The organism is Acidovorax sacchari, assembly GCF_042847045.1.
GTDB lineage: Bacteria > Pseudomonadota > Gammaproteobacteria > Burkholderiales > Burkholderiaceae_C > Paracidovorax > Paracidovorax sacchari.
Window position 1 is genome coordinate 2,399,893 of record NZ_AP035783.1, and the last position, 13,165, is coordinate 2,413,057.

Annotated in this window: 11 protein-coding genes; 1 reads left to right on the plus strand and 10 read right to left on the minus strand. The window is 70.8% G+C overall.

Going from position 1 to position 13,165, the window contains the following annotated elements:
* Nucleotides 1-27: 27 nt before the first annotated feature.
* The 3 genes from ACGHC0_RS10920 to ACGHC0_RS10930 form a co-directional block, all read right to left on the minus strand.
* Nucleotides 28-1,002, minus strand: a complete 975-nt coding sequence (locus tag ACGHC0_RS10920) for a threo-3-hydroxy-L-aspartate ammonia-lyase (RefSeq protein WP_208942391.1) — start codon at nucleotides 1,000-1,002, stop codon at nucleotides 28-30.
* 127 nt (nucleotides 1,003-1,129) lie between these two features.
* Nucleotides 1,130-1,981, minus strand: a complete 852-nt coding sequence (locus tag ACGHC0_RS10925; protein WP_415268203.1) for an enoyl-CoA hydratase-related protein — start codon at nucleotides 1,979-1,981, stop codon at nucleotides 1,130-1,132.
* Between the two features lie 80 nt (nucleotides 1,982-2,061).
* Complete coding sequence (locus ACGHC0_RS10930) at nucleotides 2,062-3,006, minus strand: AEC family transporter (protein ID WP_368355230.1); 945 nt, start codon at nucleotides 3,004-3,006, stop codon at nucleotides 2,062-2,064.
* A gap of 98 nt (nucleotides 3,007-3,104) precedes the next feature.
* Between ACGHC0_RS10930 and ACGHC0_RS10935 the strand changes: the two genes are divergently transcribed.
* Nucleotides 3,105-3,980, plus strand: a complete 876-nt coding sequence (locus ACGHC0_RS10935) for a LysR family transcriptional regulator (protein WP_368355231.1) — start codon at nucleotides 3,105-3,107, stop codon at nucleotides 3,978-3,980.
* A 33-nt stretch (nucleotides 3,981-4,013) separates the two neighbouring features.
* Here the strand turns inward: ACGHC0_RS10935 and ACGHC0_RS10940 are convergent, their stop codons facing one another.
* From ACGHC0_RS10940 to ACGHC0_RS10970, 7 genes are all read right to left on the minus strand, one after another.
* Entirely contained in the window at nucleotides 4,014-4,715 is a 702-nt protein-coding gene (locus ACGHC0_RS10940; RefSeq protein WP_368355232.1) for a glutathione S-transferase N-terminal domain-containing protein, read from the minus strand.
* A gap of 127 nt (nucleotides 4,716-4,842) precedes the next feature.
* Nucleotides 4,843-7,191, minus strand: a complete 2,349-nt coding sequence (locus tag ACGHC0_RS10945) for a molybdopterin-dependent oxidoreductase (RefSeq protein WP_415268204.1) — start codon at nucleotides 7,189-7,191, stop codon at nucleotides 4,843-4,845.
* A gap of 7 nt (nucleotides 7,192-7,198) precedes the next feature.
* Nucleotides 7,199-8,182, minus strand: a complete 984-nt coding sequence (locus ACGHC0_RS10950; protein ID WP_368355234.1) for a Bug family tripartite tricarboxylate transporter substrate binding protein — start codon at nucleotides 8,180-8,182, stop codon at nucleotides 7,199-7,201.
* Nucleotides 8,183-8,202: 20 nt separating this feature from the next.
* Nucleotides 8,203-9,060: a sulfurtransferase gene (locus tag ACGHC0_RS10955; RefSeq protein WP_415268205.1), complete on the minus strand. Its 858-nt coding sequence runs from the start codon at nucleotides 9,058-9,060 to the stop codon at nucleotides 8,203-8,205.
* Nucleotides 9,061-9,098: 38 nt separating this feature from the next.
* Nucleotides 9,099-10,085 (minus strand): tripartite tricarboxylate transporter substrate binding protein, encoded by a 987-nt coding sequence (locus ACGHC0_RS10960; RefSeq protein WP_415268206.1) that lies wholly within the window; start codon nucleotides 10,083-10,085, stop codon nucleotides 9,099-9,101.
* A gap of 61 nt (nucleotides 10,086-10,146) precedes the next feature.
* On the minus strand, nucleotides 10,147-11,505 hold the full coding sequence (gene purB / locus ACGHC0_RS10965) for an adenylosuccinate lyase (RefSeq protein WP_415268207.1): 1,359 nt from the start codon (nucleotides 11,503-11,505) through the stop codon (nucleotides 10,147-10,149).
* Nucleotides 11,506-11,530: 25 nt separating this feature from the next.
* Nucleotides 11,531-13,000 (minus strand): FAD-binding oxidoreductase, encoded by a 1,470-nt coding sequence (locus ACGHC0_RS10970; RefSeq protein ID WP_415268208.1) that lies wholly within the window; start codon nucleotides 12,998-13,000, stop codon nucleotides 11,531-11,533.
* Nucleotides 13,001-13,165: the final 165 nt, after the last annotated feature.

Sequence of the window (13,165 nt, forward strand, 5' to 3'; positions counted from 1 at the left end):
AAGGAAGGGAACAAGGGGACAAACCCTTCAGTCTGCCAGAAACCGCGCATACCGCGGCAGATCGACGTTGCCGCCGCTGACCACGATGCCCACGCGCGCGCCCCGCAGGTCGATGCCGCCATGGTGCGCGCCGGCCAGCGCGAGCGCCCCGGTGGGCTCGACCACCATCTTCATGCGCTCGGCGAAGAACCGGAGCGCCTGGGCGAGTTGGGCGTCGGCCACGGTGACGACCTCGTGCACCAGCCGCTGGATGATCGGGAAGGTGATCTCGCCGGGCGCCTGCGTCTGCGCGCCGTCGGCGATGGTGCGGGGCGTCTCGATGCGCACGATGTGCCCGGCACGCAGCGACTGCTGCACGTCGTTGCCGGCTTCCGGCTCCACGCCGACCACCTTGCACTCCGGCGCCAGCTGTTCGGCCGCGAGCAGGCAGCCCGACAGCAGGCCGCCGCCGCCCAGGCAGACGAAGAGATAGTCCAGCCCGGGCACGTCTTCCAGCAGCTCTACCGCGGCCGTGCCCTGGCCTGCGATGACGTGGGGATGGTCGAAGGGCGGCACGAGCACCATGCCGCGCTCCTCGGCCAGGCGCCGGCTGATGGCCTCGCGGTCTTCGCGGAAGCGGTCGTAGGTGACCACCTGGGCGCCGTACTCGCGCGTGGCGGCCATCTTGGAGGCGGGGGCGTCCTCGGGCATGACGATCACCGCGGGCATGTCGAGCAGGCGGGCCGAGAGCGCGATCGCCTGCGCATGGTTGCCGGAGGAGAAGGCCAGCACGCCGCGCTCGCGCTGGGCGGCGTCCAGCTGCACGAGGGCGTTGTAGGCGCCGCGGAACTTGAAGGCCCCCATGCGCTGGAGGTTCTCGCATTTGAAGAAGAGCTGGGCGCCCAGGGCCTCGTCGGCGGTGCTGGAGCGCAGTACGGGCGTGCGGTGCGCGATGCCAGCCAGGCGCCGCGCCGCGGCGGCGACGTCGTCGTAGGTGGGGGGAGCCGGGGGATGCGTTTCCATGGAGCGTCCTCGCGAAGCGTGTCCGGTGTCCGGAAAAGGGTTGCCGCATCATAGTCCGGCCAGGCCGTTATTTCGCGCGTCTTTCGGCTCCGCCGCCTGGAGCGCACTCCAGGCCCGCCAGCCCCGGTCAGCCCAGTTCGCTGAAGCGCTGCAGCGGCGCCAGGTCGGGGAAGTCGCCCGCGCGCCGCTCGCGCATCGCGCTCACGGACTCGCCCACATGGCGGTTGCTCCACACCGTGCCCTGCAGCCAGCCCATCTGGCGCAGGCTGTCGTCCACGGAATGGTCGCGCGCATAGTGCACGGCCTGCTTGGTGCCCCAGATGGCCACCGGCGGCTTGGCGGCGATTTCGCGCGCGCAGGCCAGGGCTGCTTCCAGCATGGCCTCCTGCGTGGCGAACACTTCGTTGACCAGCCCGCAGGCCAGGGCGCGGGCGGCGGGCAGGCGCCGGCCGGTGTAGGCCAGCTCCTTGACGATGCCCAGCGGGATCAGCTTGGGCAGGCGCTGCAGCGTGCCCACGTCGGCCACCATGCCGATGTTGATCTCCTGGATGCAGAAGAAGGCGTCCTCGGTGGCGTAGCGGATGCAGGCGGCCGTCACCATGTCCACCGCGCCGCCGATGCAGCCGCCGTGGATCGCCGCGATGACCGGGATGCGCAGCGATTCGATGCGGGTGAAGGTGGATTGCATGTCGGTCAGCAGGTCGAAGATGGCGGCACGGCCTTCCGGGCTCTGGTCGTCCATGGCGACGGCGCCGCCGAAGGTGTCCAGCGACATGCCGGCCGAGAAGTGCCTGCCGGTACTGCTGATGACCAGCGCCCGCGCATCGCCCAAGCGGTGGATCCGCGCGAGCGCCGTATCCAGCTCGCGCCAGAAGGTGGGGTGCATGGTGTTGAGCGCGTCCGGGCGGTCGAGCACCAGGTGCGCGACGTGGTCCGTGACGTTCAGGCGGAAGCAGGTGAGGGCGACGGTGTCGGTCATGCGGCGCACTCTAGGCGGGATGCGGCGATGCCGGCCGTCACCTGCGCGACGGCGGGCATGGCGCGGGCGGTGGGTGGCGGTCAGGCGAAGAGCACCAGCAGGCCGCTGAGCGTGACGACCGAGCCGGCCGTGGTCAGCAGGGTGGTGGCGGAGGTCACGGCCGCCTCGCGGCCGTAGAACTCGGCCAGCATGAACGGCCCCGTGCCGGTGGGCAGGGCGGCCAGCAGCACGGCCATGTGCACCTGCGCCGCGGGCAGCTGGAACACGGACTGCGCCAGCCACCAGGTGAGCGCCGGCAGGGCCAGCAGCTTGGCGGCCGTGAGCGACAGGGAAGAGTAACGGCGGCGGCCCTGGCCGCTCGGCTGCGCGGGCCGGTCGGCCATGAAGGCGCCCAGGCCGACCAGGGCGCAGGGCGTGGCGGCCTGGCCGAGCATGTGCAGGAAGGTGTCCACGCCGCCGGGCAGGGGCAGGCCGGTGGCCGCGAAGGCGGCGCCCAGCAGGGGTGCGAGCACGATGGGATTGCGCAGCGATCGCGCGAGGGCCTGCAGGACGGTGCGCAGGCCCGGCGCGTCGCTGCCCAGGCCCACTTCCACCAGCACCACGGCCAGCGAGAACAGCACGCAGACCACGAGGATGGTGGCCACCGTGGCCTCCATCTGGCTCGCGTGGCCAAACACCAGCAGGCACAGCGGCAGGCCGACGTAGGCGGTGTTGGAATACGACGCTGCCACGGCATCCACGCTCGCGTCCGCCAGAGGGCGTCCGCCGCGCAGCCGCAGCGCCAGCACGGCGACGAACACGGCCAGCGTGGCGATGCCGAAGGCGGCGATGAACCGCGGCTGCCACAGCTGCGCCCAGGTGCTGTGGGCCATGATGCCGAAGAGGGCCGCGGGCAGGGCGAGCCACACCACGAACCGGTTGATGGTGCTGGACGCCGAGGCATCGAACACCCGGGCGCGCCGCGCGAGGGTGCCGGCGGCGATGAGGGCGAACAGGGGCAGCAGGATGGAGAGGGCGGAGGTCACGGTGCAGGCGTCCGGAAGGTGGCGGACCGCCAGAGTAGGCGGGAGCGGCCATACCGTCCAATATCATCGGAAGCCTTTGGCAATACCTTTGGGGCATCATGCTGGACCTTCGCCGCCTGCGTTACTTCCTGGCCGTGGCGGACACGCTGCATTTCGGGCGGGCTGCCGCGCGCCTGCACATCTCCCAGCCGCCGCTCAGCCGGCAGATCGCGGCACTGGAGGAGGAGCTGGGCGTGCAACTGCTGGAGCGCGATGCCCACGGCGTGGCGCTCACGGCCGCGGGGCAGCGGCTGCAGGCGGACGGGCGCGACATCCTGGCCTCCGTCGAGCGCGCCGCGCTCAATGCGCGCGCCGCCGCCGCGGGCGAGGCCGGGCGGCTGGCGATCGGCTTCACCATGTGCGCGGCCTACAGCGTGGTGCCGGGCTACGCGCGGCGCTTCGCCGCGCGCCATCCGCAGGTGGAGCTGTCGCTGCGGGAAGTGGTCTCCAACGACCTGGTGGCCCAGGTGGCCGAGGGGCGCATCGACGCGGCCATCGTCTTCGCCCAGCCGCTGCCGCCCGGGCTTTCGCACCGCACGGTGGTGCGCGAGCCGCTGTGCCTGGCGCTGCCGCGCGGCCACCGCCTGGCGGCGCGGCGCAGCGTGCTGGTGGCGGAGCTGGCGGGCGAGCCCTTCATCGCCACGCCGCCGGAGGTGGCGCCCTCGCTGCACGCGGCGGTGCTGGCGCAGTGCCGGCACGCCGGCTTCACGCCCCGCATCGCCATGGAAGTGCAACTGCAGCAGACCATCCTCAGCCTGGTGGCCGAGGGCGTGGGCGTGGCGCTGGTGCCGGCCTCCATGCGCAAGGTGCAGCCCGATGCCGTGGTGTTCCGGCCCGTGCCGCCCGCGGTGGAACTGGCGCAGGACCTGGTCTGGCGCACCGCCAACAGCAACCCGTGCCTGCAGCACCTGCTGGCCCTGGCGCCGGGCGTCTGATCGCCCCGGGGCGGGCCGGGGGCGAACCCTGCCTCAGCGGCGCACCGTGCCGGCGTCCTGCCCGAACAGCACCTTCTTCGCGTCCTCGTCCACCGTCGGCGCGGTGTTGATGGTCTTCGCGAGTTCGTAGGCGCGCACGGTGGCGGGCCGGGCCTGGATGCGCGCGAACCACCGCGCCAGGTGGGGGAAATCCTTCAGGTCCTGGCGCTGCCGCTCGTGCGGCACGATCCAGGGATAGCTCGCCATGTCGGCGATCGAATAGCTGCCGGCGATGTATTCGCGCCCGTCCGCCAGGTGCTTGTCCAGCACGCCGTAGAGGCGGCCGGTTTCCTTCACGTAGCGGTCGATGGCGTAGGGCACCGGCTCCGGCGCGTACTGCGTGAAATGGTGGTTCTGCCCGGCCATCGGGCCCAGGCCGCCCATCTGCCAGAACAGCCACTGCAGCGCCTCGGTGCGGCCGCGCAGGTCCTGGGGAATGAACTGCCCGGTCTTGTCGGCCAGGTAGAGCAGGATGGCGCCGGATTCGAAGACGGAGACCGGCTCGCCGCCGCCTGCCGGATCGTGGTCCACGATGGCGGGAATGCGGTTGTTCGGCGCGATGCGCAGGAACTCGGGGCGGAACTGCTCGCCACGGCCGATGTTCACGGGCAGCAGCCGGTAGGGCAGGCCGGCCTCCTCCAGGAACATGGTGATCTTGTGGCCGTTGGGGGTGGTCCAGTAGTGCAGGTCGATCATGCGGTGGGCTCCAGGGAACGGATAGCGGGCCACTGTAGCCGGCTTGCCCGCGCACCGCAGGGGCCGTGCGCGAAAACCCTGCGCCCGCGATCCGCCGCGCAGCGCCGCACTGCGCGGGGTCGCCCTTTCAACGGTGGCCGGAGCCCGCCGGAGACTGCGCGCTCCGGCCCGGCCGCTCGCAGGCGACAGGAGGGTCGAAGGCCCGGATCGGCGGCAGCTTCCCGGCATACCGCTCCACCTGCACGGTGCTCAGCTGCCCCGCGCAGCCCTGCGCCAGCGAGGAGGTCCCGATGTCACGCGTCAGCACGTTGGGGTTGCCATGCACGCACATGGAGCGTCCTCCTGCGTCCGGGACCGGGTCGTACCACGCGCCCGTGGGCAGTTGCACCACGTCGCTGCGCATGCCGGCGTCCAGGCGGGCGCTGGCCAGGCATGCGCCGACTTCGTTGAAGATCCTCACGATGTCGCCGTCCGCGATGCCCCGCGCACGGGCTGCGTCCGGATGCAGCGTGCAGACTTCCCGGCCGTCGCGCTTGGTGGACTGGCTGTGGCCGCCGAAGTCGAGCTGGCTGTGCAGTTTGGAGGCCGGCTGGTTGGCCACCAGCCACAGCGGGTGTTCCGCCGTGGGACTGAAGCGGGGCGGGAGCCAGGCCGGGTGGCCGGGACAGTCCGCATAGCCGAAGGCCGCCACGGCGGGCGAGCTGATCTGCACCTTGCCGCTGGGTGTCTTGAGTGCGTTGGCGACCGGGTCGTCGCGCAATGCCCGCAGCACGCCGCCGTCGTCCTCCTTCTGCGGCAGGGTGAGTTCGCCGCGCTCCCAGAACGCGTCGAAGCCGGGAGCCTCGTGCCCGAGGGCCTCCAGCCCGGCGCGGGTGCGTTCGTACAGGTGGGCCAGCCACTGGCGGGTGTCGCGGCCTTCGCTGAAGGCTTCCAGCCCGCCGAGGCGGCGCGCCAGGTCACAGAAGATGTCGTAGTCGTCGCGCGCCAGGCCGTACGGCTCCGCCACGCGGTGCATCGCCACCACCAGCGGGTCGGTCGGCGTGGCGCCGATGTCTTCGCGCTCCAGCGTCATGGTGCAGGGCAGCACGATGTCGGCATGGCGGGCGGTGGCGGTCCAGGCGATCTCGTGCACGACGAAGGTGTCGAGCTGGCGGAAGGCCTCGGCCAGGCGGTGGAGATCCTGGTGGTGGTGGAAGGGGTTGCCGCCCGCCCAGTAGGCCAGGCGGATGTGCGGGTAGGTGTGGCGCTGCCCGTTGTAGTCGAAGGGCTGGCCAGGGTGGAGCAGCATGTCGCTGATGCGGGCCACCGGAATGAATTCCCTGACGCCGTTGGTGCCCTGCGGCAAGGCGGCCGCAGGCACGGCGTTGTTGCGCTTGCCGTAGTGGGCCAGCGTGCCCAGCGCATAGTTGTAGCCGCCGCCGGGCAGGCCCAGCTGGCCGAGCGCCGCCGCCAGCACCGCGCCCATCCACACCGGCTGCTCGCCATGCTCGGCGCGCTGCAGCGAATGCGCCACCACGACCAGCACGCGCTTGCCCAACAGGGAACGCGCCAGGTCCACCAGTTGCCGCTCCGGCAGCCCGCAGATGGAGGCGGCCCAGGCGCAGCTCTTGGGCACGCCGTCGCTGCGGCCCATGAGGTAATCCTCGAAGGTCTCCCAGCCATCGCAGCAGCGAGCCAGGAACCCGCGGTCGTGCGCGCCGTCGCTCACGATCTGGTGCACCAGGCCGAGCATCATCGCGGTGTCGGTGTTGGGCACGGGGGCCAGCCATTCGAAGGCGGCTTCGTCCGGAAGGTCGCTGCGGATCGGGCTGATGGAGACGAAGCGGCAGCCCCGGGCCGCGGCGCTGCGCATGGCGTCGCGCTCCACGTGCCGGCTGATGCCGCCCGAGGCCACGCGCGAGTTCTTGAGCGCCATGCCGCCGAAGGCCAGCACGACATCGGTGTGCTCCACGATCTGTTCCCAGGTCACGTTGCGGCGCGCCACTTCTTCCATGGTGCCGATCACGTGGGGCAGCATGGGCCCCGAAGCGCCCGCGCTGTAGCTGTTGACCGAGCGCACGTAGCCGCCCAGCGTGGTGTTGAGGAAACGGTGTACCTGGCTCTGCGCATGGTGGAACCGCCCGGCGCTCGACCAGCCGTAGGAGCCGCCGAACACGGCCCCGGCGCCGTACCGGTCCTTCACGCGCTGGAGTTCTCCGGCGAGCCGGTCCAGCACCTCGTCCCAGGGCATCGGCACGTAGTCGTCCCTGCCGCGCATCGGGTCGGGCCCGGGGCCGCGTTCGAGCCAGCCGCGGCGCACCATGGGCGTGGCCACGCGCACCGGATGCCGCAGCGCGGCCGGCAGGTTGTCGATCAGCGGGTTGGGGTCCGGGTCGTCCGGGTGCGGCCGGACGGAGAGGGTTTGGCCGTCCCAGGCGGCGGAGAACACGCCCCAGTGGGCACTGTGCGGTCGGAAGCGGGGTGTATCGTTGGGCATGGTGGTGTCACTCGGCCTTGAGGTGGCCCTTCTCGACGGCCCGCCGGTAGTTGGCGATGTCCTGCACGATGAAATCGCCGAAGGCCTTGCCCGTCAGGTGCGATTCCTGCGCCCCGTCGGCGCGATAGATCTTGAGCAGTTCCGGGTCCTTCATCGCTTCCTTCACCGCGCGGCCGATGTGGTCGATGACGGCCCGGGGCGTGCCGGCAGGCGCGGCGAGGCCATACCACTGCGTCATCACCACGTCGATGCCCGATTCCTGCAGCGTCGGCACGTCCGGCAGGGACGGAATGCGCCGGGCCGTGCTGACCGCCAGGAGCCGGATCTTTCCGCCAGCGATCTGGCCCATCAGCGGGGTGTAGGGGGCGAAGAAGCTCGATACCTGACCGCCGAACAGGTCGTTGAGCGCGGGGCCCGATCCCCGGTAGGGGATGTGCAGGATGTCCACCTCGGCCTTCTGCTTGACCATCTCCATCACGATCTGCGCGGCGCCGCCGGTGCCGGTGGACGCATACGTCATCTTGCCGGGCCGGGCCTTGGCCTCGGCCACGAACTGCCGGGCGGTCTGGATGGGCGAGTTGCCGTCCACCATGAGTCCGAAAGGAGTTTCCACCAGCTGCGCGATCGGCACGAAATCGTCCGGAACCTTGTAGGGCAGGTTGGGGCGCAACGCTACGGCGCTGCCGAAGTTGCCGCTCATCGCCAGGATCAGCGTGTAGCCGTCGGGCTTGGAGCGGGCCACGCTTTCGGCCGCGATGTTGCCGCCCGCGCCCGCCTTGTTGTCCACGATCACGGTCTGGCCGATGGTCTTGGACAGGGACTGGGCGATGGTGCGCCCGTACAGGTCGCCGCCGCCCCCCGGAGGGAAGCCGACGACCAGCCGGATGGGCTGCTCGGGGTAGGCAGCGAGGGCGGGACCGGCGAAGCCGATCCAGGCGGCCGTGGCGGCCACGGCGGCGGCCAGCCGCCAGAGAGAGCGTTCGTGTGCCATGGTGTGTCCCGGGGTGTTGTTCAGGCCGCGCCCGTGGCGATGGGCGCGCCCGGCTGGGCGCTCCACTCGCTCCAGGAGCCGGGGTAGAGCACCGCGCCCGGGAGCCCGGCGATCTCCATGGCCAGCAGGTTGTGGCAGGCCGTGACGCCCGAGCCGCACTGGTGGACGATCTCCGCCGCCGGGCGTCCGCCGGTGGCGGCGTGGAACTCGCTGCGCAACTGGGCGGCGGGCTTGAAGCGGCCGTCGGCGCCCAGGTTGTCCTTGAACAGCCGGTTCTTCGCACCCGGTATGTGGCCACCGATCGGGTCCATGGTCTCGTTCTCCCCGCGGAACCGGTCGGGCGCGCGGGCATCGAGCACCAGGCGCTGGCCGGTGCCGATGTTGGCCTTCACGTCCTCGTAGGCCAGCGTGGATACCAGCGGCGTCCGCAGGGTGAAGCGGCCCGCTGGGGGCGGGGCGGGCTCTTCGGTGGATACCGGCTGGCCCGCCGCCTTCCAGGCGGCCATGCCGCCATCGAGCACGGCCACGGCCCGGTGCCCGGCCCAGCGCAGCATCCACCACAGGCGCGCGGCGTACATGCCGCCGGCGTTGTCGTAGGCCACCACCTGGGTGTCGTCCTGCGCGCCCAGCGCGGCCATCGCCTGCGCGAAGGCATCGCGGTCCGGGAGCGGGTGGCGGCCATTGGTGCCGGTCTTCTCCGCCGACAGCACATGCTCCAGGTGCACGTAGCGTGCGCCCGGGATGTGGCCCGCTTCGTAGGCCTGCCGGCCGGCGTCGTGGTTGGAGAGCTCGAAGCTGCAGTCCAGCACCAGCAGCGGGGTGCCGTCGGCGCGGGCGGCCGCCAGCTCCGCGGCGGAAATCAGGGTGTCGTATGCCATGGGAATGTCCTTGGGTTCTTGCCGTGTGCCGGCGGTGCTCACTGGGCGATTTCCTTGAGCAGCGCGGGCGTGATGGCGGCCTTGTAGCGGGCGATGTCCTCGACGATGAACTGCCGGAACGCATCCAGCGGCAGGTCGCGCTCGGTGGCCGCGTCCTTGCGGATGGCGTCGCGCACTTCGGGTGTCGCGAGCGCCCGGCTCAGGTGTTCGGAGAGCACCTTCAGCACGGGCCGGGGCGTGCCCGCCGGTGCGACCAGGCCGTACCACTGGGTGACGGGAACGTTCACGCCCAGTTCCTTGAAGGTCGGCACGTCGGGAATGGCGGCATTGCGCCGCTCGCCCGTGATCGCCAGCAGGCGCAGTTGTCCCTGGCGGACCTGGCCGACCAGGGGCGACGCCGTGGCGAAGAAGCTGTCGATCTGCCCGCCCAGCAGGTCGGTGATGGCCGGGCCCGAGCCCTTGTAGGGCACGTGCAGTATCTCCACCCCCGCGGATTGCTTGACCATCTCCATGCCGATGTGGGCTGCAGCGCCGGTGCCGGTGGACGCGAAGTTGAGCTTTTCCTTCCTGGCCGCGTCCAGCAGGGCGCGTGCCGAGGTGAAGCGCGAGTTCTGGCCCACGAACAGGCCGTGGGGCGCCTCCAGGATCAGGCCGATCGGCGCGAAGTCGTCCGGAGCCTTGTACGGAATGCTCTGCGGCTTGATGGCCGGCGATACCGCCAGGTTGCCGCTCATCGCCAGCAGGATGGTGTAGCCGTCGGGCCTGGCCTTGGCGACGGTGTCGGCCGCGATGTTGCCCCCCGCGCCCGCGCGGTTCTCGACGATCACCGGCTGCCCGATGGTCTTGCCCATGGCGTTGGCGACGAGGCGGCCGTAGAGGTCGCCGCCTCCGCCCGGCGGAAAGCCCACGACCAGCTTGATGGGCGTCTCCGGGAATGCGGCCTGCGCCGGCGCAGCGCAGGCCCACGCGGCGGTGCAGGCCAGGGCCAGCGCGCCGAGCCGGCGGCGGGAAGGTGTTTCGAACATGGGTCTTGTCTCCTTGCAGGGATGCGGGGCGGGTGGTCCCGCCTCCGCAGGGGGGCGCAGGTCAATCCAGCCAGGATTTCTGCGCGGCGACGACGCGGTCGACCGAGGTGCCGCACTGGCCGAGGTAGCCGGCGGGATCGGTCATGTCCTGGATTTCCGCGTCGGTCAGCAGCTCGCCCAGGCCCTTGTGCTGGCGCATGGCATCGGCGAAGCCGAGCTTGTGGGTGATGCCGTGCATGGAGGCCTCGTAGATCCACTCGTGCGCGGTCTGCTTGCCCACGCGCTCGCTCAGCTCCAGCATCACCCGCTCGGAGAGCAGGTAGCCGCGCATCTTGTCGAGATTGGCGGCCATCACGTCGGCGTTGACCTTCAGCCCCGCCAGCAGGTTCTTCGCCTGGAACAGCATGGCGCCGGCGATCATGCAGCATTCGGGCACGGCCTTCCATTCCATCTTCCAGGCGATGCCGTCGCGCTCGCTCTCGGAGACCATTCCCTCGACCATCATCGCGGCGTTGTAGCGCAGGGGGCGGGAGAGGCCCGCCAGGTTCTCGGCGGACGTGGGATTGCGCTTGTGCGGCATGGTGGAGGAGCCCAGCTTGCCTTCCGAGAAGCCTTCCTCCACTTCGCCGAACTCGTTGCGCTGCATGTTGAACAGCTCGTTGCCGATCTTGGAGAGCGTGCTGCCGAGCATGGCGAGCAGGTTCGTGTATTCGGTGAAGCGATCGCGCGCCGGGGCCCAGCTGATCGCGGGCGCGCCCAGGCCCAGCTTGCCGAGCATGCGCTTCTCCAGCTCGATGGCCTTCGGGCCCAGCGACGCCTGGCTGCCGACGGCGCCCGCCAGCATGCCCACCAGCACGCGGGGCGCGGCCTGCACCAGGCGCTCGTGGTGGCGGCCCAGCTCGTCCAGCCACAGCGCGCACTTGTGGCCGAAGGTGATGGGCAGCGCCTGCACGCCGTGCGTGCGGCCGGCCATGGGCACGTCGCGGTGCGCCACGGCCAGGCGGGCCAGCTCCCGGCCCACGGCCTGCAGGTCGCGCATCGCCACGGCATGGAACTCCTTGAGCTGAAGCGCCACGCCGGTGTCCACCACGTCCTGCGTGGTCGCGCCGTAGTGCACCCATTCGCCGTTCTCCCTGGAGCAGGCAGCCTGGAGCTGGCGGAGCGCGGGCACCAGGGAGTGCTTGATGCGGCGGATCTCGGCCGACATCTTCGCGATGTCGATGTTCTCGATCCTGGCTTTCTCGGCGATCTCCTTCGCAGCGGCTGCGGGGATGATGCCCATCTCGGCCTGGGCCGCGGCCAGCGCGGCCTCGAAATCGAGCCACTTCTGCACCCGGTTCTCCTCGCCGAAGATGGTGCGCAACTCGTCGGTGCCCCAGAGGTGCTGGAGCGATTGCATGTCGAATACGGAAACGGGCATGGGTGTCCTGTGGAAGTGTCGGGGTTCAGTGGTTGGAAGAGGAGGCTGCGGTTTCCACGAGCGCGCGCGGCAGCATCCGGCCTGGGTTGAACGTGTTGTATGGGTCCATGGCGTGCTTGATGCGCGCCATCGCCTCCAGGGCGACGGGGCTCTTGTAGTGCAGCAGCGCCTGCTGTTTCTGGCGGCCGATGCCGTGCTCGGCCGAGATCGAACCGCCCAGCCGCGCGGCCGTGGCGTGCACGATGTCGTGGATCGCGTCTTCCTGCGCGCGGAAATCCGCTGGTGCCATGCCCGGGGGCAGGCTCTGGTTGTAGTGCAGGTTGCCGTCGCCCACGTGGCCGAAGCACATGATGCGCACGCCGGGCATGAAGGCCTGCAGCGCCGCGCCGGCTTCGTCGATGAATTGCGGAATGCGTGAAATCGCCACCGCGATGTCGTGCTTGATCGACGGACCTTCCAGTCGCTGCGCCTCGGGCACATGCTCGCGCAGCGCCCAGAAGGCATGGGCCTGGCTGTCCGACGCAGCCAGCGCCGCGTCGAGCACCAGCCCGTCCTCCATCGCCGCGCCCAGCACGTCTTCCACCGCGGGGGCAGGGTCCATGCGGGCCGACACCTCGGACACGTCGAACAGCACCGACCATGCCGGCACCTCGCCGAGAGGGCTGCGCATGCCGGCCGTGCCGTGCCGCAGCACCAGGCCCAGCGGGCCGTCGCCGATCAGCTCGAAGGCGGTGACGCGCTCGCCCACTGCATCGGTCAGGCGCGACAGTAGTTCCACTGCGGCCTGCGGATCGCGCACGGCCACCCAGGCCGTGACCACGCTGCGTGGCCGTGCAAACAGCTTGAAGGTGACGGCGGTGACGATGCCCAGCGTGCCCTCGCCGCCGATGAACAGCTGCTTGAGGTCGTAGCCCGTGTTGTCCTTGCGCAGCGCGCCCAGCAGGTTCAGCACGCGGCCGTCGGCCAGCACCACCTCCAGGCCCAGCACCAGGTCTCGGGTATTGCCATAGCGCAGCACCTGCTCCCCGCCGGCGTTGGTGGACACCACGCCTCCCACGGTGGCGCTGCCTTCCGAGGCCAGCGACAGCGGGAACAGCCGGCCCACCGATGCCGCCGCCTCCTGCGCGGCCAGCACCGTGCAGCCAGCCTCCACGGTCAGCGTGTTGTCCAGCGGATCGCTGCGGCGCACCGCGCGCATGCGCTCCAGGCTCAGCACCACCTCGGTCTTCGAATCGTCCGGGGTGGAGCCGCCCACCAGGCCGGTGTTGCCCCCCTGCGGCACGATGCACGCGCCGGCCGCGGCGCAGGCGGCGACCACGCGTGACACCTCCCCGGTCGTGGCGGGCCGCACCACCGCGCGCGCCGCGCCTGGATAGAAGCCACGCCATTCGGCTTCGTAGCGGGCCATGTCTTCCGGTGCGGTGAGCATGTGCGCGGCGCCCACGATGGCGGCGAGCGTGGCGGGCAGGGAGGGATCGGTCACGGTGGCGCGCATGTCGGTGCAGGTCGGCCGCTACCATGGGTGGCGCGGCAATGGGTGGGGTTTCGTCTCCGTCGGTGGCGCCGTGTCGCAACACGGAGCGCCGCCTTGTGGGCTTGCGGTATTTCAATGAATGAAATACATTTCAGTTATTAAAACTATAGGCCTGCTCGTTCGGCG

Coding starts and splice junctions, on each gene's coding strand:
- ACGHC0_RS10920 (WP_208942391.1), bottom strand. CDS start 1,002: ATGGAAACGCATCCCCCGGCTCCCCCCACCTACGACGACGTCGCCGCC.
- ACGHC0_RS10925 (WP_415268203.1), bottom strand. CDS start 1,981: ATGACCGACACCGTCGCCCTCACCTGCTTCCGCCTGAACGTCACGGAC.
- ACGHC0_RS10935 (WP_368355231.1), top strand. CDS start 3,105: ATGCTGGACCTTCGCCGCCTGCGTTACTTCCTGGCCGTGGCGGACACG.
- ACGHC0_RS10940 (WP_368355232.1), bottom strand. CDS start 4,715: ATGATCGACCTGCACTACTGGACCACCCCCAACGGCCACAAGATCACC.
- ACGHC0_RS10945 (WP_415268204.1), bottom strand. CDS start 7,191: ATGCCCAACGATACACCCCGCTTCCGACCGCACAGTGCCCACTGGGGC.
- ACGHC0_RS10950 (WP_368355234.1), bottom strand. CDS start 8,182: ATGGCACACGAACGCTCTCTCTGGCGGCTGGCCGCCGCCGTGGCCGCC.
- ACGHC0_RS10955 (WP_415268205.1), bottom strand. CDS start 9,060: ATGGCATACGACACCCTGATTTCCGCCGCGGAGCTGGCGGCCGCCCGC.
- ACGHC0_RS10960 (WP_415268206.1), bottom strand. CDS start 10,085: ATGTTCGAAACACCTTCCCGCCGCCGGCTCGGCGCGCTGGCCCTGGCC.
- purB (WP_415268207.1), bottom strand. CDS start 11,505: ATGCCCGTTTCCGTATTCGACATGCAATCGCTCCAGCACCTCTGGGGC.
- ACGHC0_RS10970 (WP_415268208.1), bottom strand. CDS start 13,000: ATGCGCGCCACCGTGACCGATCCCTCCCTGCCCGCCACGCTCGCCGCC.